General features: G+C 67.7%; 27 protein-coding genes and 1 tRNA gene. 20 read left to right on the top strand and 8 right to left on the bottom strand.

Going from position 1 to position 25,565, the window contains the following annotated elements:
• The first annotated feature begins 171 nt into the window (after positions 1 to 171).
• Complete coding sequence (locus CA236_RS08590; protein WP_046409539.1) at positions 172 to 579, top strand: hypothetical protein; 408 nt, start codon at positions 172 to 174, stop codon at positions 577 to 579.
• Positions 580 to 719: 140 nt separating this feature from the next.
• Positions 720 to 2,180, top strand: a complete 1,461-nt coding sequence (locus CA236_RS08595; RefSeq protein ID WP_046409537.1) for an NAD(P)/FAD-dependent oxidoreductase — start codon at positions 720 to 722, stop codon at positions 2,178 to 2,180.
• Between the two features lie 55 nt (positions 2,181 to 2,235).
• Here CA236_RS08595 and murA read toward each other — a convergent pair whose 3' ends face one another.
• The gene (gene murA / locus CA236_RS08600) at positions 2,236 to 3,534 is read right to left on the bottom strand and encodes a UDP-N-acetylglucosamine 1-carboxyvinyltransferase (RefSeq protein ID WP_125945301.1); all 1,299 of its coding nucleotides are present in this window, start codon (positions 3,532 to 3,534) and stop codon (positions 2,236 to 2,238) included.
• Positions 3,535 to 3,661: 127 nt separating this feature from the next.
• Between murA and CA236_RS08605 the strand changes: the two genes are divergently transcribed.
• Positions 3,662 to 4,396 (top strand): Crp/Fnr family transcriptional regulator, encoded by a 735-nt coding sequence (locus CA236_RS08605; RefSeq protein ID WP_046409533.1) that lies wholly within the window; start codon positions 3,662 to 3,664, stop codon positions 4,394 to 4,396.
• Between the two features lie 18 nt (positions 4,397 to 4,414).
• Here CA236_RS08605 and dprA read toward each other — a convergent pair whose 3' ends face one another.
• Positions 4,415 to 5,509 (bottom strand): DNA-processing protein DprA, encoded by a 1,095-nt coding sequence (gene dprA / locus CA236_RS08610; RefSeq protein ID WP_125945302.1) that lies wholly within the window; start codon positions 5,507 to 5,509, stop codon positions 4,415 to 4,417.
• The gene (plsY, locus tag CA236_RS08615) at positions 5,502 to 6,113 is read right to left on the bottom strand and encodes a glycerol-3-phosphate 1-O-acyltransferase PlsY (protein WP_125945303.1); all 612 of its coding nucleotides are present in this window, start codon (positions 6,111 to 6,113) and stop codon (positions 5,502 to 5,504) included. The genes dprA and plsY overlap by 8 nt, the downstream gene beginning before the upstream one ends.
• A gap of 142 nt (positions 6,114 to 6,255) precedes the next feature.
• On the opposite strand from plsY, the gene murI reads away from it, so the two are divergent.
• The 8 genes from murI (at position 6,256) to CA236_RS08655 (ending at position 11,661) form a co-directional block, all read left to right on the top strand.
• Positions 6,256 to 7,044 carry a glutamate racemase gene (gene murI / locus CA236_RS08620; protein ID WP_125945304.1) on the top strand — a complete coding sequence of 263 codons (789 nt, stop codon included), beginning with the start codon at positions 6,256 to 6,258 and terminating at the stop codon, positions 7,042 to 7,044.
• Positions 7,045 to 7,160: 116 nt separating this feature from the next.
• Positions 7,161 to 8,405 (top strand): 5-aminolevulinate synthase, encoded by a 1,245-nt coding sequence (gene hemA, locus CA236_RS08625; protein WP_046409528.1) that lies wholly within the window; start codon positions 7,161 to 7,163, stop codon positions 8,403 to 8,405.
• Positions 8,406 to 8,563: 158 nt separating this feature from the next.
• Positions 8,564 to 9,433 (top strand): 3-hydroxyacyl-CoA dehydrogenase NAD-binding domain-containing protein, encoded by an 870-nt coding sequence (locus CA236_RS08630; RefSeq protein ID WP_125945305.1) that lies wholly within the window; start codon positions 8,564 to 8,566, stop codon positions 9,431 to 9,433.
• A 183-nt stretch (positions 9,434 to 9,616) separates the two neighbouring features.
• Positions 9,617 to 9,862 carry a translation initiation factor IF-1 gene (gene infA / locus CA236_RS08635; RefSeq protein ID WP_026325702.1) on the top strand — a complete coding sequence of 82 codons (246 nt, stop codon included), beginning with the start codon at positions 9,617 to 9,619 and terminating at the stop codon, positions 9,860 to 9,862.
• Between the two features lie 31 nt (positions 9,863 to 9,893).
• Complete coding sequence (locus CA236_RS08640) at positions 9,894 to 10,469, top strand: Maf family protein (RefSeq protein WP_046409522.1); 576 nt, start codon at positions 9,894 to 9,896, stop codon at positions 10,467 to 10,469.
• Complete coding sequence (locus CA236_RS08645) at positions 10,462 to 11,388, top strand: ribonuclease (RefSeq protein WP_125945306.1); 927 nt, start codon at positions 10,462 to 10,464, stop codon at positions 11,386 to 11,388. Before CA236_RS08640 ends, CA236_RS08645 begins: the two co-directional genes overlap by 8 nt.
• Positions 11,385 to 11,555 (top strand): DNA gyrase inhibitor YacG, encoded by a 171-nt coding sequence (gene yacG / locus CA236_RS08650; RefSeq protein ID WP_082103002.1) that lies wholly within the window; start codon positions 11,385 to 11,387, stop codon positions 11,553 to 11,555. The genes CA236_RS08645 and yacG overlap by 4 nt, the downstream gene beginning before the upstream one ends.
• A 30-nt stretch (positions 11,556 to 11,585) precedes the next feature.
• Positions 11,586 to 11,661: transfer RNA gene (locus CA236_RS08655), tRNA-Phe, on the top strand.
• Between the two features lie 281 nt (positions 11,662 to 11,942).
• Here CA236_RS08655 and ctaD read toward each other — a convergent pair.
• On the bottom strand, positions 11,943 to 13,622 hold the full coding sequence (gene ctaD / locus CA236_RS08660) for a cytochrome c oxidase subunit I (protein ID WP_046409516.1): 1,680 nt from the start codon (positions 13,620 to 13,622) through the stop codon (positions 11,943 to 11,945).
• Between the two features lie 4 nt (positions 13,623 to 13,626).
• Positions 13,627 to 14,787 carry a cytochrome c oxidase subunit II gene (coxB, locus tag CA236_RS08665; protein ID WP_046409514.1) on the bottom strand — a complete coding sequence of 387 codons (1,161 nt, stop codon included), beginning with the start codon at positions 14,785 to 14,787 and terminating at the stop codon, positions 13,627 to 13,629.
• Positions 14,788 to 14,981: 194 nt separating this feature from the next.
• On the opposite strand from coxB, the gene pyrE reads away from it, so the two are divergent.
• The 6 genes from pyrE (at position 14,982) to maiA (ending at position 19,334) form a co-directional block, all read left to right on the top strand.
• Positions 14,982 to 15,566: an orotate phosphoribosyltransferase gene (gene pyrE, locus CA236_RS08670; protein ID WP_125945307.1), complete on the top strand. Its 585-nt coding sequence runs from the start codon at positions 14,982 to 14,984 to the stop codon at positions 15,564 to 15,566.
• Entirely contained in the window at positions 15,563 to 16,291 is a 729-nt protein-coding gene (locus tag CA236_RS08675; RefSeq protein WP_046409510.1) for a pyridoxine 5'-phosphate synthase, read from the top strand. Before pyrE ends, CA236_RS08675 begins: the two co-directional genes overlap by 4 nt.
• Positions 16,288 to 16,692 carry a holo-ACP synthase gene (gene acpS, locus CA236_RS08680; protein ID WP_046409508.1) on the top strand — a complete coding sequence of 135 codons (405 nt, stop codon included), beginning with the start codon at positions 16,288 to 16,290 and terminating at the stop codon, positions 16,690 to 16,692. Before CA236_RS08675 ends, acpS begins: the two co-directional genes overlap by 4 nt.
• A gap of 31 nt (positions 16,693 to 16,723) precedes the next feature.
• Entirely contained in the window at positions 16,724 to 17,641 is a 918-nt protein-coding gene (gene lepB / locus CA236_RS08685; protein ID WP_046409669.1) for a signal peptidase I, read from the top strand.
• A 98-nt stretch (positions 17,642 to 17,739) separates the two neighbouring features.
• Positions 17,740 to 18,708, top strand: coding sequence for an AI-2E family transporter (locus tag CA236_RS08690; RefSeq protein WP_231621951.1), 969 nt, complete (start codon positions 17,740 to 17,742; stop codon positions 18,706 to 18,708).
• On the top strand, positions 18,705 to 19,334 hold the full coding sequence (gene maiA / locus CA236_RS08695; protein WP_125945308.1) for a maleylacetoacetate isomerase: 630 nt from the start codon (positions 18,705 to 18,707) through the stop codon (positions 19,332 to 19,334). The genes CA236_RS08690 and maiA overlap by 4 nt, the downstream gene beginning before the upstream one ends.
• On the opposite strand, the gene CA236_RS08700 is transcribed toward maiA, so the two are convergent.
• Positions 19,321 to 20,373 (bottom strand): glycosyltransferase, encoded by a 1,053-nt coding sequence (locus tag CA236_RS08700; protein ID WP_125945309.1) that lies wholly within the window; start codon positions 20,371 to 20,373, stop codon positions 19,321 to 19,323. The genes maiA and CA236_RS08700 overlap by 14 nt on opposite strands.
• A gap of 120 nt (positions 20,374 to 20,493) precedes the next feature.
• Here CA236_RS08700 and CA236_RS08705 point away from each other — a divergent pair, with 120 nt between their 5' ends.
• From CA236_RS08705 to CA236_RS08715, 3 genes are read left to right on the top strand one after another with little or no spacing between them, the layout of a single operon-like run.
• Positions 20,494 to 21,441, top strand: coding sequence for a hypothetical protein (locus CA236_RS08705; RefSeq protein ID WP_046409500.1), 948 nt, complete (start codon positions 20,494 to 20,496; stop codon positions 21,439 to 21,441).
• Positions 21,429 to 21,953 carry a DUF2141 domain-containing protein gene (locus CA236_RS08710; protein WP_046409497.1) on the top strand — a complete coding sequence of 175 codons (525 nt, stop codon included), beginning with the start codon at positions 21,429 to 21,431 and terminating at the stop codon, positions 21,951 to 21,953. Before CA236_RS08705 ends, CA236_RS08710 begins: the two co-directional genes overlap by 13 nt.
• Before the next feature lie 2 nt (positions 21,954 to 21,955).
• Positions 21,956 to 23,134 (top strand): glycosyltransferase, encoded by a 1,179-nt coding sequence (locus CA236_RS08715; RefSeq protein WP_046409495.1) that lies wholly within the window; start codon positions 21,956 to 21,958, stop codon positions 23,132 to 23,134.
• On the opposite strand, the gene CA236_RS08720 is transcribed toward CA236_RS08715, so the two are convergent.
• Positions 23,131 to 24,162, bottom strand: coding sequence for a glycosyltransferase (locus tag CA236_RS08720; protein WP_125945310.1), 1,032 nt, complete (start codon positions 24,160 to 24,162; stop codon positions 23,131 to 23,133). The genes CA236_RS08715 and CA236_RS08720 overlap by 4 nt on opposite strands.
• Positions 24,159 to 25,514, bottom strand: coding sequence for a DUF2029 domain-containing protein (locus tag CA236_RS08725; RefSeq protein ID WP_125945311.1), 1,356 nt, complete (start codon positions 25,512 to 25,514; stop codon positions 24,159 to 24,161). Before CA236_RS08725 ends, CA236_RS08720 begins: the two co-directional genes overlap by 4 nt.
• Positions 25,515 to 25,565 lie beyond the last annotated feature (51 nt).

Here is a 25,565-nt window from a genome sequence, read left to right on the forward strand (position 1 = left end):
CAGTGACATACCGGGCGGCGGGGGCGTTGAGGCCCCAGCCGCCCGGCCTAACCCCGATGCGAGTCCGGCACATCGCGGCAATGGCCTGGCTGCGCAAACTCGATATCGGTAGCGCAACCATTTTCCTGCTCCAGCCATTACCGCTTCATCCAAAACGGAACGGAGGAAGCGATGCGGAGTGTTGCGTTGGCCGCCATCGGCGCGGCGGTAATGGTAACTGGGTGTGTCAACGACAATGGTCCGCGTAGCGGCTGGGGCGGCGGCTACGGCGGCTATGACTATAACCGGCCCGATCCGGCCTACGGCGATTATGATGCGGCACGCTATTATCGCGACGACCGCCGCTATCGTGAGCGCCGCCTGGGCGCCAACGATCGCATCTACGCCGGCCGTGATGGTCGATACTATTGCCGTCGCGACGATGGCACGACCGGCCTGATCGTTGGCGGTATCGCCGGCGGCGTGCTCGGCACCGTGATCAAGCCCGGCGGCTCGGGCGTGCTGGGCGCGATCCTGGGCGGTGCGGGCGGCGCAGCGCTGGGCCAGGCGATCGACAAGGACAACGTCCGCTGCCGTTAAGATAGATGCTCGCCTGCCTGCCCGCATCGCGCGGTCAGGCGGGCGAGATCTAACGCGATCGACTTAAAACCTCTTCCCTCCCGCGGCAGGACGCGGCATCGTGCACGCAGAGCGGCAAAGACCGCGAGCGGAGAGAGTGGATGAGCAAGCGGATCGCGGTAATCGGTGCAGGCATGGGCGGCTTGTGCGCGGCCATCAAGGGTCGCGAGGCAGGCCATGACGTGACCGTGTTCGAACATGCCGACTCGGTTGGCGGTACCTGGCGCGCCAATCGCTATCCGGGCGTTGCCTGCGACGTACCGGCCATTCTCTACCAGTTCAGTTTCGCGCCCAATCCGAACTGGAGCCACAATTACGCGCGCGGTCCGGAAATCCACGATTATACGAAGAGCCTCGTCGACCAGTTCGGCCTAGCGGACGCATTGCGCCTCAACGAAGGGGTGACAAAGGCGGCCTGGAACGAGAGCGACGGCACCTGGACGATCGAGACGGAAAAGGGCGCGCGCGAAACCTTCGACGCGATCGTCCCTGCGCTCGGGCAGCTCAGCCGCCCCTGCTTTCCTGAAATCGCCGGCGTTCATGATTTCGCCGGGCCGAAATGGCACGCCGCCGAATGGGACGACAGCGTCGACCTGACGGGCAAGCGGGTCGGCGTGATCGGATCGGCCGCCAGCGCCGTGCAGCTCATCCCGGAGGTGGCCAAGATTGCCGGCCACCTCACCGTCTTCCAGCGCACGCCCAATTGGGTGGTGCCGCGCAACGACAGCCACGTCACGCCCGAGGTGAAGGCGCTGATGGCGACCAACCTCGAAATGGCCATGAAGCTCGGTGCGCAGCAGCGTGCGGCGATCTTCGACAATGCCGACACCTATTTCTGGCAGGCGTTCAAATGGACGCCGGAGGGGCGCGCCGCCTACACCCGCACCGCGCTCGACCATCTCGAGGCGCAGGTGCCCGATCCCGAACTGCGGGCAAAGCTGACGCCGGACTATCCGATCGGGTGCAAGCGAATCCTGATTACCGATGATTTCTATCCCGCCCTGATGCGCGACAACGTGACGTTGGAAACCGCCGGGATCGAGGCGATCGAGGCCAATGGCGTGCGCACCAGGGACGGCTTCCACGAACTCGACGTGCTGATCTTCGCCACCGGCTTCGAAACCACGCAATGGGACTGGTCCATGGACGTGGTCGGGGAGAATGGCGCGACGCTCAAGGAAACGTGGAAGGAAGGGCCTGAGGCCTATCTCGGCATCATGGTGTCGGGCTTCCCCAACATGTTCATGCTGTACGGCCCGAACACCAACCTGGGGCACAATTCGATCAGCTTCATGATCGAACAGCAGGTCGGCTACATGCTGAAGACGCTGGCGGCACTGGAGGCGGAAGAGGCCAAGGCGGCCGGCGTCACCCCCGATGGCCAGCGCCGCTTCAACGAGCGGATCACGCAATTGTTGTCCGCGACCGTTTGGTCGGACCCGCACTGCCGCAGTTGGTACAAGGCCGCCAACGGCCGCGTGTACCAGAATTGGGCCGGCGATTGCGCCAGCTACGCGGCCGAGACTGCGGAGCTTGACCGCGAGGCCGTCGCGCTGCGGTGATCGGGGAACAGCCCCTCCCCGTCAGGGGAGAGGCTGGAAGACATCAGCTCCCGTCTCAGCCGTCGCTGACGCGCTCGATATCCGCACCCACCGCCGACAGCTTTTCCTCCAGCCGCTCATAGCCGCGGTCGAGGTGATAGACGCGGTTGACCGAGGTCTCACCCTCGGCGGCGAGGCCAGCGAGGATCAGGCTCATCGATGCACGCAGGTCGGTCGCCATCACCGGCGCGCCGACCAGCCGCTCGACGCCGCGCACCACGGCAGTCCGCCCGCTGACGGTGATGTCCGCGCCCATCCGCGCCAGTTCGGGCACGTGCATGTAGCGGTTCTCGAAGATCGTCTCGGTCAGCACGCTGGCACCGTCCGCCTTGCACAGCATCGCCATGAACTGCGCCTGCATATCGGTGGCGAAGCCCGGGAAGGGCGCGGTGGTCAGCGTCAGCGGCTGCAGCGGCCCCTGCGCCGTCACGCATACCGCATTCTTCTTCAGCTCGATCAGCACGCCGGCGTCGGCCAGCGCGGTCAGCGTTGCACCCATGCTTTCAGCATCGACGTTGACCAGTTCCAGGCTGCCGCCGGTGATCGCGGCCGCACAGGCATAGCTGCCCGCCTCGATCCGGTCGGGCATCACGGCATAGGTCGCGCCGTGCAGGCGATCGACGCCCTCGATCTCCAGCGTCTCGGTGCCGATGCCCTCGATCTGCGCGCCCATCGCGACGAGGCAGCGGCACAGGTCGACGATCTCCGGCTCGCGCGCGGCATTCTCGATCCGCGAACTGCCCTTCGCCGTCACGGCCGCCATCACGACATTCTCGGTCGCGCCGACCGACACCACCGGGAAGCGATAGCGCCCGCCGCTCAGCCGGGCGCTGCCGGACGCCGTCTTGGGCGCGCGCGCGGTGACATAGCCGGCGCTCATCTCCAGCTCGGCGCCGATCGCCTCCAGCGCCTTCAGATGGAGGTCGATCGGGCGATTGCCGATCGCGCAGCCGCCCGGCAGCGACACGCGCGCCTCGCCGGCCCGTGCCAGGATGGGCCCAAGCACCAGGATCGACGCACGCATTTTTCGCACGATGTCATAGGGCGCCTCGGTAGAGGTCAGCTGCCCCGCGCGGATGGTCATGACGCGGCCGAATTCCTCGGGGCGGGTCCCCTCGATCGCGGTGGAGGCGCCAAGCTGATTGAGCAAGTGGCCGAAGCCATCGACATCGGCCAGCCGCGGCAGATTCCGTAGCGTCAACGGCTGATCGGTCAGCAGCGCACAGGGCATGAGGGTGAGCGCTGCATTCTTCGCGCCGGAGATCGGCAGCTTGCCCGACAGGCGATTGCCACCGCGAATAAGGATACGGTCCATCGGCACGCATCTACCGAACGCAGGCGCGCTCGCCAAGCGACGGCCGCGTAACGATGTTGATCGACTTTAATGCAGCACCGGCCCCGAGGCGACTAGCGTTCTTTGTTCCCAAGGGGGCCCTCCACGCGTGCCAAGTAGCTGTTTTGCCGAACGTCTCGGTGACTTTGTCCCATTATCCACTGGCGAACGCTCAGCGCTTCTGCGTCTGGAGGAGCGTGAGCGCACGCTTCGCCGCGGCGCGACGCTGGTGCGGGAGAATGACCCGGCCGGGGAGCTGTTCATCCTGCGCAGCGGCATGATGATGAGCTATGTCATCCTGCCCGATGGCAGTCGTCAGATCCTGCGCTTCATTTTTCCCGGCGACGTCATCGCACTGCCTGCATTGGTGTTCTCACGCGTGCCGGAGACGGTGGGCGCGCTGGCGGACAGCGTGGTGTGCCCATTCGACCGGCCGTTGATGACTCAGCTTGCACTCGAACAGCCGCGGCTGTTCGCGGTCATCGTCGCCTTCGATCAGGCGGAACGGGCGATGCTGACCGATCGGATCGCCGCGCTCGGCCGCACGTCGGCCAAGGCGCGCGTTGCCTCGGTGCTGCTCGACGTACGCAATCGCCTGAGGCGGCTCGATCCTACGATCGACAACAGCTTCATCCTGGGGCTGACGCAGGAAGAGATTGGCGATGCGACCGGGCTGACTGCGGTGCACGTCAACCGCATGCTGCGCCAGTTGGAGGACGAGGCGTTGATCCGGCGCGATTCGGGCCGTGTGACGCTTCTCGATGAAGGACGGCTGGGGCGGTCGGCCAATTACACCGACCGGCTGGCGGGGCTCGATCTGTCGTGGCTGCCGCCCGCGGCCTGATCGACGCGGGCGCGCCGGTCACATCGTCAGGCTGATTCGCCCGCCGGCATGACGATCGAGCCGGCCGGCGATCTCCAGTTCCAGAAGCACCATCTGCACCACCGCGGCGGGCACACCGGATTGGCGGATCACCTCGTCCACCGGGGTTGGCGCCGGGCCAAGCAGCGCGACCACGGCGCGGCGCGCCTGATCATCGGCGTCGGCGGGTGGCTGCGCCTCGAACGGCACGAATGGCGTGCGGACGACGCGGGGATCGAACGGCCGGATCTGCTCCAGCACGTCGTGGGCGTTCTGGACCAGCGTGGCCCCGTCGCGAATCAGCAGATTGCACCCTTGCGCCCGTGGATCGAGCGGGCTGCCCGGCACCGCCATCACGTCGCGCCCTGCCTCGCCCGCCAGCCGCGCGGTGATCAGCGAGCCCGATTTGGGCGCCGCCTCCACCACCAACGTGCCCTGCGCCCAGCCGGCGATGATCCGGTTGCGGTGGGGAAAGTGGCGCGCGCGCGGCTCTGTGCCAACCGGCATTTCGGCGACGAGCAGCGCTTCCGCCGCGATCCGTTCCTGCAGCGCGGCGTTTTCGGGCGGGTAGGCGATGTCGATCCCGCCGGCGATGACCGCGACCGTGGCAGGGCCGGCGCCGACATGGGCGGCGGTGTCGATCCCGCGCGCCAGTCCTGACACGACCACCGTGCCCTCCGCGGCCAGATCATGCGCCAGACCGCGTGCGAAGCGACATGCCGCGGCCGAGGCGTTGCGGGCACCGACAATCGCGACGCTGTTGGCGGCAGGGTCAGGGAAATGCCCGCGAACCGTCAGCACCGCAGGCGCATCAGCCAAGGTGGCAAGCAGCGCCGGATAGTCGGGATCGTCATGGAACACGTGCCGCGCGCCGAGCCGCGCCACCGTCTCCATCTCGCGAGCGATCACGCGCGGATCGGCCGCGGTTCGCACCCGCCCACCGCCGCGGCGGGATAGCTCAGGCAGCGCCTCGATGGCGGCGCGCGCGGTGCCGAAGCGGCGCAGCAGCTGGCGGTAGGTGACCGGCCCGACGCCCGGCGTCCGGATCAGCCGAAGTCGGTCGGCACCATCGTCGCGCGGATCGGCGTCAGCCACCCTTGCGGCCGACCCGCGGCTCCGCCCCGTCGAGCAATCGCCCGATATTGTCACGATGCTTCCAGATCACGATCAGCGCGAGCGCGAGCAGCAGGGGGACCAGATCGAACCGGTCGAACACGGCGGCCGCCACCGGCGCACTGGCCGCAGCGGCCATCCCCGCCACCGAGGAAATGCGCAGCGTCGCCAGCAAACCCAGCCAGACGATCGCATAGACCAAGGCCAGCGGCGGATGCAGCGCCAGCACGATGCCCATCAACGTCGCGACGCCCTTGCCGCCGCGAAATCGCAGCCACACGGGATAGCAATGGCCGACGAACGCACCGGCCGCGGCGAGTTGTTCGTCGCCCGGTAGCAGCGCTGCGACGATCACCACCGCCGCCCAGCCTTTGGCAAGGTCGAGCAGCAGCGTGGCGGCTGCCAGCCCCTTGCGGCCGGTGCGCAGCACATTGGTCGCGCCGATATTGCCGGAGCCGATCTGCCTCAGGTCCCCAGCGCCGCTCGCCCGGGTGAGCAGAACGCCGAAGGGAATGGATCCCAGCAGATAGCCAATCACCAGCGCGAGAAGCGGTGGTCCCCAGATGATCTCGGTCGGCAGAGACATTTCCTCCGTTGCTCGTGACGTTAGCCGAACGAAACGGCTGTTACTACTAACATGCATTAATGCCGCCCTTTGGCGAGCATCGCGACAGGGCCGGCCGCGACTCGCGCTTTTCCCCCGCGCGTCGGATCCGTAAGAGGCGGGGATGAGCGATCCGCGCCCGATCCTGTTCTTCGATTCGGGTGTCGGCGGCCTGTCGATCGTCGCCCCCGCCCGCCGCGAACTGCCCGTCGCGCGCCTGATCTACGCCGCCGATTCGGCCGGTTTTCCCTATGGGGTGAAGCAGGAAGCCGAGATTGCCGGCCGCGTTCCGGCGCTGCTCGGCCGCCTTGCGGAGCGATATCGGCCTCGCTTGATCGTGATCGCGTGCAACACCGCCTCGACGATTGCGCTGGGCGCCGTGCGCACCGCGCTCGACGTGCCGATCGTCGGCACCGTGCCGGCGATCAAGCCGGCCGCGGCGATCAGCCGGACCCGCGTGATCGGCGTCCTTGGCACGGCGGCGACCGTGCGGCAGGCCTATGTCGACGACCTCGCCACCCGCTTCGCCAGCGACTGCCAGGTCATCCGCCACGGCTCGGCCGACCTGGTCACGCTGGCGGAGGCGAAGCTGCGCGGTGAGGCGGTGTCGCCCGACGCGGTGCGCGACGCGATCGCGCCGATGCTCGCCGCGCCCGGCGGCGACGCGATCGACACGATCGTGCTCGCCTGTACCCATTTCCCGCTGCTGAGCGAGGAACTGGCCGAGGCGGTCGGCCGGCCAGTCACCTTTGTCGATGGCGGCCCGGGCATTGGGCAGCGCATCGCCTATCTGACGCAGGGGCAGACGTTCGCCCGCGATCAGGCCGACCTCGCGGTCTTCACCGGCGATGTTGCGCCCGGGCTCGATCGGGCGCTGGCACGCTATGGTTTCGATCGCGTCGAGCGGCTCTGATTCCGCCACAGGACAGCGGGAACCGATGCCGCGGAGCCGAGTTAGCGACCCGGCCGATCACTGAAAAAGCCCGAATCCGCTGGAAACTGCGGGTTGGGGAGAGTAAGTGCGCCCCCATGTCCATCGACGCTCTTTCGGCCAAGCCGGTCGATTACACCCGCGCCTTTTCGCAGGCGATCGACCGTCTCCACGCCGAAGGCCGTTACCGCGTCTTCATCGATATTCTGCGCAACAAGGGCCATTATCCCAGCGCGCGGTGCTTCGCCGGCCACAATGGCCCGAAGCCGATCACCGTCTGGTGCTCCAACGATTATCTCGCGATGGGGCAGCACCCCAAGGTGATCGCGGCGATGGAAGAGGCGCTGCACGATGTCGGCGCGGGCTCCGGCGGCACGCGCAACATCGGTGGCAACACGCATTATCATGTCGACCTGGAGGCCGAGCTCGCCGACCTGCACGGCAAGGAAGGCGCGCTGCTGTTCACGTCGGGCTATGTTTCCAACGAAGCGACGCTGGCGACGCTGGCCAAAGTGCTGCCGGGCTGCATCATCTATTCCGACGAACTGAATCACGCCTCGATGATCGCCGGCATCCGCAACGCGGGCTGCGAGAAGCGCGTGTTCCGCCACAATGACCTGGCGCATCTCGAGGAACTGCTCGCCGCCGACGATCCCGCGACGCCCAAGCTGATCGCGTTCGAGAGCGTCTATTCGATGGAGGGCGATGTCGCCCCGATCGCGGCGATCTGTGACCTCGCCGACAAGTATAATGCGCTCACCTATCTCGACGAAGTCCATGCCGTGGGCATGTACGGCGCGCGCGGCGGCGGCATTTCGGAGCGTGACGAGGTCGCGCACCGGCTGACCATCATCGAGGGCACGCTGGGCAAGGCGTTCGGCGTGATGGGCGGCTATATCGCCGCGGACAAGACGATCATCGACGTCATCCGCAGCTATGCGCCCGGCTTCATCTTCACCACCTCGCTCTCGCCCGTGCTGGTCGCCGGCGTGCTGGCGAGCGTGCGCCACCTCAAGAGCTCCTCGGTCGAGCGCGAGGGCCAGCAGGCCGCCGCTGCACGATTGAAGGAAATGATGACCGAGGCCGGCCTGCCGGTGATGATCGGCGACACGCATATCGTGCCGGTGATGGTCGGCGACCCGGTAAAGGCGAAGAAGATCAGCGACGTGCTGCTGGCCGAATACGGCATCTACGTTCAGCCGATCAATTACCCGACGGTCCCGCGCGGTACCGAGCGGCTGCGCTTTACGCCGGGTCCTGCGCACAGCGAAGCGATGATGCAGGAACTGACCGACGCCTTGGTCGAGATCTGGGACCGGCTGGACCTGCGCAAGGCCGCCTGAGCGACAATCAAGACGGGGAGCGGCACGCTCTCCTTTCCGCTTCCTGACCGGGCTGCGCCGCACGCCGAACCGCACCCGTCGTTGATTCCCGCTTCGACAAATCGTGTCACAAGCGGCTAGAGCGCGCCCCTCGTGAGTTCGAACAAGGGAAGACAATCATGCAGGCAGTCGGCGTCATCGGCGCAGGGCAGATGGGCGCGGGGATCGCGCAGGTTTCCGCCCAGGCCGGCTATCGCGTCCTCCTGACCGACGTCGACAAGGCGCGCGCCGAGGCCGGCAAGGCCGGCATCGCGCGGCAACTCGATCGTGCGGTCGAGAAGGGTAAGATCGAGCCGCAGGCGCGCGAACAGGCGCTGGCGCGGATCGAGCCGATTGAGGGCGTGCAGGGCATGTCGTCGTGCGGCCTCATCATCGAGGCGGCGACCGAGCGCGAGGAAGTGAAGCGCGCGATCTTCGCCGAGGTCGGCACCGTGCTCGGCCATCAGGCGATCCTCGCTTCAAACACCTCGTCGATCCCGATCACGCGGCTGGCGCAGGCCTCGCCCGATCCCGCGCGCTTCATCGGCGTGCATTTCTTCAATCCGGTGCCGGTCATGGGCCTGATCGAGGTGATCCGCGGTCTCGCGACTGCCGACGAGACGGTCAAGACGGTCGAGACCTATGCCACCGCGCTGGGCAAGGCCGTGGTCCACGCCAATGATGCGCCGGGATTCATCGTCAATCGAATCCTGATGCCGATGTTGAACGAGGCGTGCTTCGCGCTGGGCGAGGGCGTCGCCACGATCCGCGACATCGATCTTGCCTGCCAGCTCGGCCTGAACCACCCGATGGGGCCGCTCACGCTGGCCGACTTCATCGGCCTCGACACCTGCCTGGAAATCACCCGCGTGCTGTTCGAGTCGACCGGCGATCCCAAGTTCCGCCCGGCCCCCCTGCTGGTGAAATATGTCGAGGCCGGCTGGTACGGGAAGAAGACCAGGCGCGGCTTCTACGACTATAGCGGCGACGCGCCCGTCCCGACGCGCTAGGCGCTGGCGTGCCGGTCGCCACCGACCGGCACCACCGCGGCAATTGCGCCACGGTGGTTGAAACATTCCCCGCCCAGCCACATTTTGGCTGCGTTGCCGCCTGCGCTTTCGCCGCGCGCCTTTTCTTTTGGCGTTGCTTCGGCTAAGCGCCCGCGCGCCCTTATCCGCAGAAAGATCGATTTTTTGGCGAAAGAAGAACTCCTCGAAATGCGCGGCCAGGTGGTCGAGCTCCTGCCCAACGCCATGTTCCGCGTCCGGCTGGAGAACGATCACGAGATCCTCGGCCATACGGCAGGCAAGATGCGCAAGAACCGCATCCGCGTGCTGGTCGGTGACGAAGTGCTCGTCGAGCTGACCCCTTATGATCTGACCAAGGGGCGCATCACCTACCGCTTCATGCCCGGCCGTGGCGGCCCCGGCCCGCAATAAGCGCGGCCTGTAACGTAACGGGGGTCGGCGCATGGCGGCCGATCTGATCCTTGCCTCCGCTTCGCCGCGGCGTCTTGCGCTGCTGGCGCAGATCGGCGTCGTGCCCGCGCGCGTGGTCGCGCCCGACGTCGATGAGACGCCGCTGAAGGCGGAACGCCCGCGCGACTATGTCCTGCGCGTCGCTGCCGCCAAGGCAGCCGCGGTGCCACGCCGCGACGGCGAGGTCGTGCTGGCCGCTGACACCAGCATCGCAGTCGGACCCCGCATCCTTGGCAAGCCCGCCGACGAGGACGATCTCGCGCGGATGCTGCGGCTCCTGTCGGGCCGGCGTCACCATTGCCTGTCCGCCGTGATCGTCGTCGACTGCGAGGGCACGATGCGCACGCGGCTCTCCGACACGATGGTCGCGTTCAAGCCGCTGACGGAGGCGGAGATCCGCAGCTATGTCGCGAGCGGAGAGGGGCTGGGCAAGGCAGGCGGCTATGCCATCCAGGGCCGCGCGGAGGCCTATGTGCGCCGCATCGACGGCTCCTATTCCGGTGTCGTCGGCCTGCCGCTATTCGAAACGCGCACGCTGCTGGCCACGGCCGGCGTGATCCTTGGCTGAGTGGCTATACGAAGCGGGGATCGGCGAGCAGCGCGCCGCCCTGATCGACGATGACGGCCATATTCTCCGCGCCCGCATCGCGTGCGACGATGCCGGCCCGCAACCCGGGCTGATCGCGCCCGCCCGCCTCATCGAACGCGACCTTGCCCGGCTCGACTCCGGCGAGGACATAGCGCTGGTCCGCCCCGCCGCTGGGGCGACGCTGGGTGCGGCGGTTCGGGTCGAGGTGACGCGCGGCGCCATCCCCGAGCCCGGGCGCCCCAAGCCGCCGCGGGGCCGGATCACCGATGCGGCCCCCTGCCCCGCCCCGACGCTGCTGGAGCGGCTACGCGACGCACCGGTCCGCACGTTGCGGGCGCACGAACCGGACGCGCTGGAGGCTGCGGGATGGTCCGAGGTGCTGGAGGAAGCGGTGACGGGCGACATCCCCTTCCCGGGCGGCATGCTGCGCTTCTGGCCGACGCCGGCAATGGCGCTGTTCGACGTCGATGGCGATCCGCCGCTCGACGCGCTGGCGGTGCGCGCCGCGACCGCGGTTGCCGCCGCGATCGAGCGGCTCGACATCGGCGGATCGATCGGGATCGACTTTCCGACGCTGGCGGGGCGCGAGGCGCGGCAGGCGGTGGCTGCGGCGATCGATTCGCTGCTCGCGCGGCCGTTCGAGCGTACCGCGGTCAACGGCTTCGGCTTTCTGCAGATCGTGCGGGGCCGGTCGCGGCCCTCGCTACCCGAATTACTTCGTGCGGACCCCGTCGGTGCCGCCGCACGGGCGGCGCTGCGCCAGATCGAGCGCACGCCAGCGTCGTCACCCAACCGCTTCCGCCTGCCGCCGGCGGTACGCGCGCGAATCCTTGCCCGCCCCGACTGGCTCGCCGCCCTGCTGCAACGCACCGGGCGCGTTCCCATATTCAACGAATGACCGACACCTGCCCCCTGTGCGCGCAGCCCAGCGACGCCGCCAATGCCCCGTTCTGCTCCCGCCGGTGCAAGGATCGCGACCTGCTGCAATGGCTGGGTGAAGGATATCGCATTCCCGGACGACAGATCGACCCGGATGGGCTGGACAGCGGCGCTTCAGCCGATTAGGGGGACCGCTCCCCGACGTTCTGTCGGTGTGCCCAGGTAGCTCAGTTGGTAGAGCATGCGACTGAAAATCGCAGTGTCGGCGGTTCGATCCCGTCCCTGGGCACCATCTTCTTCCTGACAGCGATGGTGACCCGGTAGCCGCAGCGTGATGCCTGCGGCGCGATGTGGCGTGCCGTCTGCCCCTCTTACCTCACGGCACATGTGGCGCCCTTTACGCGCGCCTGCCCACCTTTCCTGCTTCCCTGATCGTGGCTGAGCCTGTTCGTGCCCCACGTCGGCCTGCGCGTGCCGCCGCCAGCAGCGCGCGCCACCCGGCCATTCCCCTAAACGAAAACGCCCCGCGAGTTTCCTCGCGGGGCGCTTCGTTGGTGCCCTGACGGCTGGCGATCAATGGTGCTTGCTGTCCTCGATCACCGGCAGCGTCTCGAACTGGTGGTACGGCGGCGGCGAGGACAGCGTCCACTCCAGCGTCGTCGCACCTTCACCCCAAGGGTTGTCGGGCGCCTTCTTGCCGGCCGCCAGCGACCAAATCAGGTTGATGAAGAAGATCACCATGCCCAGCGCCATGATCTCATAGCCGTGGGTCGCGATCTGGTTCCAATAGGCATAGGCGTCCGGATAGTCCGGGTAGCGCCGCGGCATGCCCTGCAGGCCCAGGAAGTGCATCGGGAAGAACAGGATGTTCACACCGACGAAGAACACCCAGAAGTGCAGCTGGCCGAGGAACTCGTTGTACATCTTCCCCGACATCTTGGGGAACCAGTAGTAGAAGCCCGCAAACAGCGCGAACACCGCGCCCAGCGACAGCACGTAGTGGAAGTGCGCCACCACGTAATAGGTGTCGTGCATGTAATCGTCGACGCCGCCGTTGGCGAGCACGACGCCCGTCACGCCGCCCACGGTGAACATGAAGATGAAGCCGATCGCCCAGACCATCGGGGTCTTGAAGGTGAGCGAGCCGCCCCACATCGTCGCGATCCACGAGAAGATCTTGATGCCGGTCGGCACCGCGATCACCATCGTCGCCGCGGTGAAGTACATCTTCGTGTTCACGCTGAGGCCGGTGGCGAACATGTGGTGCGCCCACACGACGAACCCAACGACGCCGATCGCGACCATCGCATAGGCCATGCCGAGGTAGCCGAAGATCGGCTTGCGGCTGAACGTCGCGATGATGTGGCTGATGATGCCGAAGCCCGGCAGGATCATGATGTACACTTCGGGGTGGCCGAAGAACCAGAACAGGTGCTGGTAGAGCACCGGATCGCCACCGCCGGCCGGATCGAAGAAGGTCGTGCCGAAGTTACGGTCGGTCAGTAGCATCGTGATCGCCGCGGCGAGAACCGGCAGCGACAGGAGCAGCAGGAACGCGGTGACCAGCACCGACCAGGCGAACAGCGGCATCTTGTGCAGCGTCATGCCCGGCGCGCGCATGTTGAAGATGGTGGTGATGAAGTTGATCGCACCCAGGATCGACGAGGCGCCCGACAGGTGGAGCGACAGGATCGCCATGTCGACCGACGGCCCCGGCTCACCATAAGTGGAAAGCGGCGCATAAACGGTCCAGCCGGTGCCCGCGCCCGCGCCGAAGAACGGCGAGGCAAGGAGCAGCATGAACGATGGGACCAGCAGCCAGAAGCTGATGTTGTTCATGCGCGGGAACGCCATGTCCGGCGCGCCGATCATGAGCGGGACGAACCAGTTGCCGAAGCCACCGATCATCGCCGGCATGACCATGAAGAACACCATGATCAGACCGTGGGCGGTGATCAGGACGTTCCACAGGTGAAGCGCGTCGTCGAACGTGCCAGGACCATGCAGCATGGCGAGCCATGTCGGCAGATACTGGATGCCCGGATCGCGCAGCTCGACGCGCATCAGGCCGGAAATCGCGCCGCCGATGATCCCCGCGAAGATCGCGAAGATCAGGTAGAGCGTGCCGATGTCCTTGTGGTTCGTCGACATGAACCAGCGCGCGAAGAACGACGGCTTGTGATCCGCGTCATGGTGGTGCGCGTGATCGTCATGCGCCTGGAATGCGGATGGTTGAAGTGCGGTATCGGTCATGGTCTCAGCGTCCCGTGTCGCCGGTGCCGCCCGGATTGCCGGTGGCGCCCTGAGGCGAGGTGGCGGGTTCGGCCGTCGCGTTCTGCGTCGGGCCGGTCATCATGTCGGCGGTGTTCGCGTCAGCCGCGACGCTCGCCGAATTGTCGGCGCCCGGCTGCGGAATCTCGGCCGATGACGGCTGCGCCGCACCCGGCATCGAGCCACCCTTGGAACGGATCCACGCCGCGAACTGCGCCGGCGGGACGGCTTCGACCGCAATCGGCATGTACGCGTGGCGCGCGCCGCACAGTTCGGAGCACTGGCCGAAATAGACACCCGGCTTCTCGATGGTGAAGCTGGTTTCGTTGAGGCGGCCCGGCACAGCGTCCAGCTTGATCCAGAAGGCCGGGATCGCCCAGCTGTGGATCACGTCATTGGCCGTGGTGATGAGGCGGATCGGCACGCCGACCGGCAGGACGACGCGGTTGTCGGTGGCAAGCAGGCGGGGGCCGTCAGCGTCGGTACGGAAGCGCTCGCCAGCGGCGACCTCGTCCTTTTCCTTCAGCATGTTGGCGGTGATTTCGACGCCGCCATGATCCGGATACTGATAGCTCCAATACCATTGGTTGCCGATCGCCTTCAGCGTCACCGCGCCCGCCGGGGCAGGCTTGTACTGGGCGGAGAGCAGACCGATCGAGGGCACCGCGATGGCCACCAGGATCAGCACCGGCGCCAGCGTCCACACCACTTCGATGATGGTGTTGTGGCTGGTCTTGGACGGGATCGGGTTGGCGGCCTGGCGGTAGCGGATCACCACCCACACCAGCAGCACCAGCACCAGCAGACAGATGATGACGATCAGCGGCAGCAGGATGTTGTTGTGGAAACCCATCGCGCGCTGACCGTTCTTGGTCACCTGCGGCTGGATCGACATCAGGCGATCGGTCGGCTGGCCGATGATCGGTTCCGCCGACAATACCGGCGCGCCGTCGGCGGCAACTTGCGGCGCGGTGGGTGCCTGGTCAGGCGCCCGCTCTGCCGTGTTGGCCGAATTGCCGATCGTGCCCACTGCTGCGGGCGCGCTTGCGGCATTGCCCTCCGTTGCGGCCGGTTGGGCAGCCGCAGGCGCAAGGCCTGCCAGCGCGAGCCCAGCGGCCAGCATCCATCCCTTGAACGCGCTTCTCATCCGTGCGGTAACCTTACCTCTCCGGTGTGCGGCCAGCGCACCCCCTGCGCAGACCCTTAGACTCTGCCGCCTATACGGAGGGGTTTCGCGCGCCTCAAGCACGCATGTGCCATTATTTGCCCACAGGGCGTTTCGCTTTGTTGCGCGGCGCCCGGCGCGACCTTATTCATCGAGACATTACGAAAGGGCGTAGAGTGACCGACGACGATGTGCTGGCCGAATTTCGCGCGGCGGACGCGCTTCTAGAGGGGCATTTCATCCTGTCATCGGGCCTGCGGTCGTCCCGCTACCTGCAATGTGCCCGCGTCCTGATGGACCCGCGCCGCGGTGCGCGCCTGGCCGAGGCGCTGGCCGCGCGCCTGCCCGCCGACCTGCGCGAGCGGATCACGGCGGTCGTCTCCCCGGCGATGGGCGGGGTGATCGCGGGGCACGAGATGGCCCGCGCGCTGGGCGTCGAGGCGATGTTCGTCGAACGCCCGACCGGCACCTTTGAGCTGCGCCGTGGATTCCGCCTGCGCGAGGGGCAGGAAGTGCTGATGATGGAGGACGTCGTCACCACCGGGCTGTCCTCCCGCGAGGCGATCAAGGCGATCGAGGCGGCAGGGGGCCGGGTCATCGCCGGCGCCGCGCTGGTCGATCGTTCGAACGGCGCTGCCGACATCGGCGTCCCATTCTTCCCGCTGATCAAGCTGGAGGTACCGACCTACGAGCCGGATGCGGTTCCGCCCGAACTGGCAGCAATTCCGGCGATCAAGCCGGGGAGCCGGGCCGCCGCGTGAATCAGAAGCTGCGCCTGGGGGTCAACATCGATCACGTCGCCACCGTGCGCAACGCGCGCGGCGGTACGTACCCCGATCCGGTGCGTGCGGCGCTGCTGGCGGCGGACGCGGGCGCGGACGGGATCACCGCTCACCTGCGCGAGGACCGGCGCCACATCACCGATGACGACATCGCGCGGCTGACCGAGCAACTGACCATCCCATTGAACCTGGAAATGGCGGCGACCGAGGAAATGCTCGCCATCGCGCTGAAGCACCGGCCGCATGCGGTGTGCATCGTCCCCGAGAAGCGCGAGGAGCGGACGACCGAGGGCGGCATCGATGCCGCCGGGCTCCACGATCGCCTGCAGCCGATGGTGGCGGAACTCACCGCCGCTGGTTCGCGCGTGTCGCTGTTCATCGAGCCCGACGCGCGCCAGATCGACGCTGCGCTGCGCCTGGGTGCGCCCGTGGTGGAGCTTCACACCGGGCTTTATTGCGAGCTCGACGGGCCGGCCCGCGCCGAGGAGCTGCGCCGCCTGTCCGATGCCGCCGCGCTGGCCGCGAAGAACGGGATCGAGGTTCATGCCGGCCACGGCCTCACCTTCGACAATGTTGCGCCGGTCGCGGCGATCCCGCAGGTGGTTGAGCTCAACATTGGCCATTTCCTGATCGGCGAGGCGATCTTCATCGGCCTTGCGGACTCGATCCGCCGCATGCGCGCGGCGATGGACGTGGCGCGGTGATCATCGGGCTGGGATCCGATCTCTGCAACATCGAGCGGATCCGCAACTCGCTCGACCGCTTCGGCGAACGGTTCGAAAACCGCGTCTTCACCGATGTCGAGCGTGCCAAGGCGCGCCGCCGGCCATTCACCGTCGCGGGCACCTATGCCAAGCGATTTGCCGCCAAGGAGGCGTTCTCCAAGGCGGTCGGCACCGGTTTCAGCCGCGGCGTGTTCATGAAGGACATTGGCGTGGTCAACGCTCCATCGGGCGCGCCGACGCTGGCGCTGACCGGCGGCGCCAAGGCGCGGCTCGACGCGATGATTCCCCTCGGCCACCGCGCCGCCATCCACCTCACCCTGACCGACGATCATCCCTGGGCGCAGGCCTTTGTGATCATCGAGGCGATCCCGGACAAGTGATCCCCATCCTGTGAACGACCTGGCCGAAAAACTGCAGACGACCGAGCCGCCCGCCGATGACGCGCCGCGTCGCCATGCCAGCCGATTCGACTGGTGGGGCGAGGCCAAGGGGATGTTCTGGCTGATCATCGCGGTGCTCGGCTTCCACAGCCTGCTTGCCAAGCCGTTCTACATCCCCAGCGAATCGATGCTGCCGGGGCTGGAGGTGGGCGACCGCCTCGTCGTATCTAAATATGCCTATGGCTGGTCGTTCGTGTCGCCGACGATCCCCAATCCGGCCGCGATCGTCGAGAACGTGGTGCTGCGGCGGCCGGTGGAAAGCTGGTCGGTGCAGCTCCCGGCGTGGCGCGGCCGCGTGTGGGGCAAGATGCCCGAGCGCGGCGACGTCGTCATCGTCACCCCGCCGGGCCAGACCAGCGACTATATCAAGCGCGTCATCGGCCTGCCGGGCGACACGCTGGAAGTGCGCGCGGGCACGGTGATCCTGAACGGCAAGCCGGTCGAGCGCGGCCCGATCCACTATCGCGACATGCCGGTGGACAAGAATGCGACCTGCGACCCCTGGCAATATCCCGGCGCGCGCATCACCCGGCCCGACGGCAAGATCGTCTGCCGCTTGCCGATCGTCACCGAGACGCTGCCCAACGGTCGCCGCTTCGACACGGTCGAGCTGGGCGCCAGCCCCGGTGATTATTATGGTCCGATCAAGATTCCGGCCGATCACGTCTTCCTGATGGGCGACAATCGCGACCGCTCGGCCGATAGCCGTTTTGCGCTGGGTGGCAGTGAAAAGGGCCTCGGGGGTCCGGTGCCGTGGGAGAATATCGGCGGTCGGGCCGAATTCATCACCTTCTCCGTCGATGGATCGGCAACCATTAACCCGCTGACATGGTTTGGATCGCTGCGCAGCGGCCGTGCCGGCACTTCGCTGCGACCGGAGGGCGAGTGAGCGAGGGGCAGGTCAGGCTGGTCGAAGGTGCCAGCCCGAATGAAGTGCGCAATCCCGAGACACGCCGGGAAATAAGACGAGCGGCAGTATGGCTGGGCATGGCATCGGCGATTGCGCTCGTCGTGCTGCTGGTGCAGCCGCTGCTCATCATCTTCGCCGGGCTGGTCTTTGCCTCGCTGCTGGACGGCGGGGTACGCCTGCTGGGCCGGGTTCTTCCCATCGGCCGGGCGTGGCGCCTGCTCATCGTCTGCCTGCTGACCGTCGTGTTCCTGGTCGGCACCTTTGTCCTCACCGGCGTGCAGGTGGCCGAGCAGGTGAACGAACTGCGCACCACGCTGGAGGCGCAGGCGATCAGGCTCACCAGCTTCCTCTCCGAACAGGGGCTGATGCCGGGCGCGTCCGATTTCAGCGGCCTCGCGCGCGAAGCGATGAGCTCCGTCGGGCGGCTGACCTCCTGGGTTGGCACCGCGGTGGGCGCGCTCACCACCTTGTTCATGATCGTCGTGATCGGCCTGTTCATCGCGATGGACCCGCGCGTGTACGAACGTGGGCTGCAGTGGATGATCCCGCAGGATCAGCGCGAGGAATTCGCCATCACCACCGAACGGATGGGCGACACGCTGCGCCGCCTGTTGTTCGGCCGCATCCTCGGCATGATCGCGGAGGGCGTGCTGACCTGGCTCGCGCTGATGCTGGGCGGCGTGCCGATGGCGATGATCCTTGGCATCCTGACCGGTATCCTCGCCTTCATCCCCAATATCGGCGCCTTCATCTCGGGCGCGCTGATGATCGCGGTGGGCTTTTCCGCCGGGGTCGACACCGGGCTGTGGGCGATCGGCACCTATGTGATCGTGCAGACGTTCGACGGCTATGTGCTGATCCCGATGGTGGCGAAGCGCACCGTCGACATGCCGCCGGCGCTGACGCTGGGCGCGCAGATCCTCGCCAGCGCGCTGTTCGGCATTCTCGGCCTTGCGCTTGCCGATCCGATGACCGCGATGATCAAGGCGGCGATGGAGCGTCGCAGCGAAACGGTGCGCGACGATGACGAGGCGCCAGAAGCATGAAGATCGTCCTGCACGATTACTGGCGCTCGTCCGCCGCCTATCGCGTGCGGATCTGCCTCAACCTGAAGGGCGTTCGGCACGACAGCGTGCCGGTGAACCTGGCGGCGGCGGAGCAGGCAGCGCCGGCGAACCGCGCGCTCAACCCGCAGGGGCTGGTCCCGACCCTGGTCGTCGATGGGCGGCCGCTGGTGCAGAGCCTCGCCATCGTCGACTGGCTGGACGCGAACTTCGACGATCCCCCGATGGTGTCGAAGGATCCGTTCGTGCGCGCCGGTCAGCTCGCCCGCGCGCTGGTGATCGCGGCGGATATCCACCCGATCGACAATCTGCGCGTGCTGAAGCGGCTGGAATCGCAATTCGGCGCCGATCAGCCGGCCAAGGATTCATGGTACCGCCACTGGGTGGCCGAGGGGCTGGCCGCGCTCGAGCAGATGGCCGGCGATGGCCCTTTCCTGGGCGGCGACAGCCCCGACATTTCCGACATCTGCCTGGTGCCGCAATTGTACAATGCGCGCCGGTTCGAGATGGATCTGACGCCTTATCCCCGGCTGTGCGCCGCCGAGGCAGCCAATCTGGCGCTGCCCGCGGTGCAGGCGGCCGCGCCGGAGCGGGTCAAGCCGGCATGAGCGAATCGAACAGCGCGAGGTAGCGCGCCGCCGAATCGCTGCCCGGCGGCGTGACCGGCGCGGGGCGCGGCGCGACCATCCAATGGTCGAGTGCCGCGACCAACGCTGCCGGATCCTCGCGCGGCACCACCGCACCCCAGGCCGGGTCGGCGATGATCTCCGCCACGGCGGGCGATGAATCCGTCGATACCACCGGCGCTCCCATCGACAGCGCTTCACGCAGCACGCCCGGCGAGCCTTCGAAATCGGACGTCAGCGCGAGGAGCGCCGCGCCGGCCATGGCGGGCAGCGGATCGGCTACATGGCCGGGGAGGATCAGGTCGACGCCAAGCGCGCGCGCCTGCGCCATCAGCGCGTCGCGTCCCTCCCCTTCGCCCAGGATGACCAGCGGCACCCGCTCGCGCATAGCGGCGATCGCCGACACGAGCTGGTCCCACCGTTTCTGCGGCGCGAGTCGGCCGACGCCGAGCACATAGCGCGGCGGCAGATTGAGTTGGGGGGCACCCGCGATCGGCCGCGCCGGCGGGTTGGGGATGATCGGCACCGATGATGGCGTCAGCCGCATCGCCGCCGCCGTTTCCGCCGCACTCGCCGGGGTCATCGCCACCACCCGGTCAAGGAATCGCGGGTGCTGCCGCAGCCACAGCGCATGGGCGAGGCCGGTCACGGCGCCATGATCGGGGCGGGCGAGCGCATTGGAAACCTTGCCGACGATTGGCGGCGTCGCCGCGCCCAGCCGCCAGCGGGTCCAGGCCGCGACGCCGGTATAATGGCTGCCGGGGCAGAAGATCACGTCGGGGCGCGTCGCGCGCACATGGCGCGGCAGCGACAGCAAGGCGCGGTATGCGGGCGAATCGAGCAACAGGACATCGGCGCCTCCGGGAAGCTCGCGTGCCAGCGGCCCCTCCTTGCTTCCGATCACCAGCGTGACGCGTCGCCCCAGCGCAATCCACTCGCCAGCCAGCCGCAACAATGCCCGTTCCACCCCGCCGCCACGAAGCGTCTGGGCGTAACTGAGGATGTGTTCGGCGCTGCTCATCTTGTATCCTGCTACCTCCCGCCCAGATTTCCGCCGAAAAGAAACCACATTCCCCCGGCATCTGCCCGAACCATTCCGCGGGGGCGTTATGCGGAATGCGTGCAAAGGAAGTTCAACGTTTTGACCGCGAAAGCCACCAGCGTGCCGGCGGGCGTGATCGACAGCGATCTGCCCGACATCGCCGCTCTGGAACCGACCCGGACGCTGAAGCGTCGCTGGCCCACCATCCTTGGCGGCGTGCTGAGCGTTGCCATGGTGGTGATGCTCGGTCGTGAGCTGCTGGATTCCGGGCTGGCCGGGCTCAGCCGCGCCACGCCCACCTCCCCCTGGTTCTACGTCGCCTTCCTTGCGCTCTACATGACGGCGCCGACCGGGGATTTCATCATCTTTCGCCGGCTGTGGCGGATTCCCGCCGCCGGCTTTGTCGCGCTCCACAAGAAGCGGATCGCGAACGACGTGGTGCTCGGCTATTCGGGCGAGGCCTATTTCTACGCCTGGGCGCGGGCGCGCGCTCGGCTGGTGGCGGCGCCGTTCGGCGCGGTGAAGGACGTATCGCTGCTGTCGGCCATTGCCGGCAATGCCGCGACGATCCTCTTGTGCGCGCTGGCGCTGCCGGTCGGCTATCAGCTGATGCCGGCGACCGTGCTGCACGCCATCGTCGGTTCCGCGATCATCACCCTGGGCATCAGCCTTGCCCTGCTGCTGTTTTCCAAGCGCGTCTTCTCGCTGCCGCGCCGCGACCTGTGGTTCATCTTCCTCGTCCATTGCGCGCGAATCGCGGTCAGCTCGCTGCTGCTGGCGCTGGCGTGGCATTTCGCGATGCCCGACGTTCCCCTGTGGATGTGGCTGTTCCTGTCGGCCGCGCGGCTGCTGGTGTCACGATTGCCGCTGGTGCCCAACAAGGACCTACTGTTCGCCAGCTTCGCGATCCTACTGATTGGCCAGGATCAGGCGCTCAGCGAGATGATCGCCTTCGTCTCGGCGCTGACGCTGGGCGTGCATGTGATTTTGATGGCGGCATTTGCGGCTGTCGCCGGATGGAAGGGACTGAAGCTATGGCGCGCATGATCCTCGCCGCGGCTGCGCTCGCCGCCGCCTCCATGCCGCTGGCGGCGCAGGCGCGCGTGCTCGGCAGCGACGCGGCCTCCTGTGTCCAGCGCGACGGGTCGGCGATCGAGGTCACGATCCAGGGACTGAAGGATCGCACCGGATCGCTGAAGCTGGAGCTGTACCCCGCGACGGAGGAGGATTTCCTCAAGGACGACCGCGATCTGATCAAGGAGGGCAAGTTCTTCCGCCGGGTACGCGTGCCGACACCGTCCGCCGACCCGATCACCCTGTGCATCAAGGCGCCCGCACCGGGCCGCTACGCGCTGTTCGTGACGCATGATCGCGACGGCAAGAACAAGTTCAACGTCTGGACCGACGGCGCCGGCGTGCCATCGAACGAGCGGCTCGGCCGATCAAAGCCCAAGCTGTCGCAGGCGATCGTCACCGTGCCGCGCGGCGTCGCGCGAGTCACCGTGCGCGCGCAATATCTGCGCGGCGTCATCCCCAGCTTCGGTCCGGTGGGGCGCTGATCATGCGCGTCGTCGACGTCAACGAATTCTACTCCCCCACTGGCGGCGGGGTGCGGACGTATATCGACCGCAAGATCGGCATCATGAACGATCTGGGGCATGAGCTGATCGTGCTCGCCGCGGGGACCGAGGATCGGATCGAGGAGCGCCCCGGCGGCGGCGCGATCCATTACGTTCGCTCGCCGCGGCTGCCGTTCGACAGCAATTACGGCCTGTTCTGGGATCGCGAGGCGATCACCCGGCTGCTCGACCATTATGATCCCGATGTGGTCGAGTGTTCGTCGCCCTGGCGCCCGGCGTGGTTCGTCGGCCAGTGGGAAGGACGCGCGCTTAAGTCCTTCTTCATGCACAATGACAATATGGCCGCTTATGCGCAGCGCTGGTTCGAAGGCGTCGCCAGCCATGAGCGGATCGAGCGGGCGTTCGGCTGGTACACGCGCTACATGGCGCGCTTCCTCGACCTGTATGATTGCGTGGTGACCAACGGCCCGGCGCTGGAAAAGCGGCTGCGCGCGCGCGGCCTCAGGATCGATGCGGCGATGGCGCTGGGGATCGAGCGCAGCCACTTTTCACCCACCTTCCGCGATGAACGGCTGCGCGAGGCGCTGCTGGCGCAATGCGGGCTGCCGGCGGACGGCCTGTTGCTGCTGGGGCTGGGCCGCCACCATCCCGAAAAGCGCTGGCCGATGGTGATCGACGCGGTCGAGCGCGCGGGCGCCCGCCTGCCGGTCGGCATGATCCTGCTGGGGCAGGGCGTGGATACCGAGCGGATGGAGAAACGGATCGCGGGATCGCCGCATATCCGCCTGTTTCGGCCGGTCTATGACCGCGACCGGCTGGCGCGGATCATGGCGAGCTGCGACGCGCTGATCCACGGGTCGGAGGCGGAGCCGTTCGGGCTGGTCGCGTCGGAGGCGATGGCGTCGGGGCTGCCGCTGATCGTGCCCGACACCGGCGGCTGCGCCGAGGTGGCCGATCCGCATTGCGCCGAATTGTACACCGCGCGCGACCCGATCGACTGCGCCCGCGCGATCACCCGGATGCAGGCGCGCGACCCGGCGATGCTGCGCCGGGCGGCGATCGTCGCCGCCGGCCAGGTGCGCACCGACCGCGAGCATACCGTCGACCTGATGGCCTATTATGCCGCGCAACTGGCCGCAAAGCAGGCGCGCGCGGCCTAGAGGCGGTCGAGAACGACCCGCCACTGGCGCGCGACGGCCAGCGGGCTGTAACGCGCCGCAAGATGCGCGCGGCCCGCCGCCAGCAGCGGCTGTTCCGCCTCCCATTGGCGGTAGTAGCGGGCCAGCCCCCCCTCCCAATCGTCGAGCGCGACGAACGGGCGCAGTTCCTCATAGGAGGGAATCGAATCGGCCACGACGCCGAGCCCCGCGAGCAGCGCGGTGGCCGGGCGGTTGATCGTCTTGCCCACCGTATAATCGTTCGACGCGACCGGCAGCACGGCGACCCGGTGCCGTTGCAGCACGGCATGCGCCGTCTCCTGCCGCCAGCCGACATAATGGACCGGCAGCCGCCAGCGCCAGCGGCCGAGCAGCCAGCGCAGCGGCGCGTTGCTGACCACGGTCAACGTGATCGGGAAGGGCTGCGCCGCGAGCAGGTCGGCGACGGCGTGAAGGTGGGCATAGCCCGACACGCTGCCCAGGCTCTTGCCGAACCAGATGGCGTGGAGCGCATCCGGGCGGCGGGCGAGAAAGCGATCAAGCGCCGCCATCTGCCGCAGTCCATCGCGCGAGCTGGGCGGCGGCAGCGTATCGGGCATGTCGAGCGCATCGGGGATGACGCGGCGGTCGGCGGTGGCACCGGGCACAGCAGCGCCGATCTGCTCGGCCAGCATGGCGGTGGAAAAGGTGAGGTGAGTCGCCGCGTCGAGCATCGCGCGAAAGCGGGCGAGCCGCGCGTCGCTGACATGCCGCACGGCATGGGCAGCGATCAGATTGTCGCACAGGTCGAAGATTACGCCGCGCCCCGCCGCCCGCAGCGCCTGCGCCGCCGCCACCGCCCCGGCGGAGTGCGACTTGGAGAAGATCACCGCATCATAGCTTGCGGGATCACGCGCGGGATCGAAGCGCGCGATCGGCACGCCCTGCGCCTGCAATGCCTCCAGCGGCATCAGCAGGCGATAGCGGATCGAGGCGAGCGATGTGTCGTAGCTGTCGGCGTGCCAGCCGAAACGTGCGGCCGCGCCGGTCATCGGTGAACCCATATCTGCAGCGTCTCGCTTCCCAATCGTGCCGGCGGCAACGGGCGATAGGCGCTGGCGAGGCGCGATTCCACCAGCGCGCGGATTTCCGGCCGCTCACCGGGGGAAAATGGTCGCAGCACGACCACGGCCGGTCGCCGGGCGAAGATCCGCGTCACCTCCTGCGCCTGGTCGACGCCGACCGCGCGCGATTCGTGGATACGATAGAGATGCGCGGGAAAGACATAGCGCGACGAGGCGCAGCGCCCGCTGGCATCGAGCAGGCCGGGCGGACCCGAATAGACATAAAGGCAGCCCGGCGGCGCCGCGCGCAGGCGAGCGGCGAGGGCGTCGAACGCGGCAGGCGTGCCGCGCCCCTGCCGGTCGGACCACAGGACGCCCTGCCCCACCAACGCGGCGAGGACGAGGAAGCCGATCGTCAGCCGCGGGCGCACGCAGAACAGCCCGGCGATCGCCACCGACACCGGCAGCATGACCGGCAGCGCATAATGGAGCAGCCACCCGCCCGGTACGGCGACGCCGACCAGCGCGGCGGCCAGCCATCCGGCGACGAAGCGCCGCCCCGCCGCATCACCGCCGCGCAGGCCCATCACCGCCATCGCGATCGGCACGGCCATCCAGCCGAGCAGCGTCAGCAGCAACGCCAGCCGAGGCGCCGCCGGATCACCGCCGCGCTGCAGGATCGACACGAAATTGGCATGGACGAACGCCGCCGACTGGCCTTGCGCCGCGTACCAGAGCCATACTGCCGCGGTCGGCGCCAGCGCCACCAGCACCAGCAACACGGCGCGCCGCAGCAGCCCGCCACGCTCCCCCGCGCGCCAATGCCGCCACAATATGCAGAGGCCGGCGAACACGCCCTCGACCACCACCGAATATTTGATCTGAAGCGCAAGGCCGATCAGCGCCATGGCGGCCAGTTCCCGCCGTGCGCCGCCGCGCAGGATCAGCAGCATGGCGAGCGCGACCGGCGTATTGTAGAATACCGGCGCCTGCCCGCCCTGCCCGCCGAACCAGTTCAGCAGCAGGATATAGGCAAGACCGGCAGCAAGCGCGCCGCGGCCCCAGCCGACCACCTGGGCGATCCGCATGACCAGCCAGCCGGTCGCGACCACCGCGACCAGCGCCAGCGCCTGATAGGCCCAGATCGACCAGGAATAGGGCAGCGCCGCCGCCGGCAGGTACAGGGCAAACAGCCCGATTGGCTTGCGATCCCACACGTCGACGAACGGCCGCGCGCCCTCCAGCATGCGGCGCGCGACATAGAGGTAGAATTGCTCGTCGACATGGATGTTGGGGTTGCCGAACGTGCCCGCGCGCGCCGCCACCGCGACCGCGGTCAAGATCGCCCCGCGATGCCGCTGTGCGCCGCGCCCTTCCATCGCCGCCGACTA

The sequence above is a fragment of the Sphingomonas sp. ABOLG genome, from assembly GCF_003950435.1.
In the GTDB taxonomy this organism is placed as follows: Bacteria; Pseudomonadota; Alphaproteobacteria; order Sphingomonadales; family Sphingomonadaceae; genus Sphingomonas; species Sphingomonas panaciterrae.

Coding starts and splice junctions, on each gene's coding strand:
- CA236_RS08590 (WP_046409539.1), top strand. CDS start 172: ATGCGGAGTGTTGCGTTGGCCGCCATCGGCGCGGCGGTAATGGTAACT.
- CA236_RS08595 (WP_046409537.1), top strand. CDS start 720: ATGAGCAAGCGGATCGCGGTAATCGGTGCAGGCATGGGCGGCTTGTGC.
- murA (WP_125945301.1), bottom strand. CDS start 3,534: ATGGACCGTATCCTTATTCGCGGTGGCAATCGCCTGTCGGGCAAGCTG.
- plsY (WP_125945303.1), bottom strand. CDS start 6,113: ATGTCTCTGCCGACCGAGATCATCTGGGGACCACCGCTTCTCGCGCTG.
- murI (WP_125945304.1), top strand. CDS start 6,256: ATGAGCGATCCGCGCCCGATCCTGTTCTTCGATTCGGGTGTCGGCGGC.
- hemA (WP_046409528.1), top strand. CDS start 7,161: ATGTCCATCGACGCTCTTTCGGCCAAGCCGGTCGATTACACCCGCGCC.
- CA236_RS08630 (WP_125945305.1), top strand. CDS start 8,564: ATGCAGGCAGTCGGCGTCATCGGCGCAGGGCAGATGGGCGCGGGGATC.
- CA236_RS08640 (WP_046409522.1), top strand. CDS start 9,894: ATGGCGGCCGATCTGATCCTTGCCTCCGCTTCGCCGCGGCGTCTTGCG.
- yacG (WP_082103002.1), top strand. CDS start 11,385: ATGACCGACACCTGCCCCCTGTGCGCGCAGCCCAGCGACGCCGCCAAT.
- ctaD (WP_046409516.1), bottom strand. CDS start 13,622: ATGACCGATACCGCACTTCAACCATCCGCATTCCAGGCGCATGACGAT.
- coxB (WP_046409514.1), bottom strand. CDS start 14,787: ATGAGAAGCGCGTTCAAGGGATGGATGCTGGCCGCTGGGCTCGCGCTG.
- CA236_RS08690 (WP_231621951.1), top strand. CDS start 17,740: ATGGCATCGGCGATTGCGCTCGTCGTGCTGCTGGTGCAGCCGCTGCTC.
- maiA (WP_125945308.1), top strand. CDS start 18,705: ATGAAGATCGTCCTGCACGATTACTGGCGCTCGTCCGCCGCCTATCGC.
- CA236_RS08700 (WP_125945309.1), bottom strand. CDS start 20,373: ATGAGCAGCGCCGAACACATCCTCAGTTACGCCCAGACGCTTCGTGGC.
- CA236_RS08710 (WP_046409497.1), top strand. CDS start 21,429: ATGGCGCGCATGATCCTCGCCGCGGCTGCGCTCGCCGCCGCCTCCATG.
- CA236_RS08715 (WP_046409495.1), top strand. CDS start 21,956: ATGCGCGTCGTCGACGTCAACGAATTCTACTCCCCCACTGGCGGCGGG.
- CA236_RS08720 (WP_125945310.1), bottom strand. CDS start 24,162: ATGACCGGCGCGGCCGCACGTTTCGGCTGGCACGCCGACAGCTACGAC.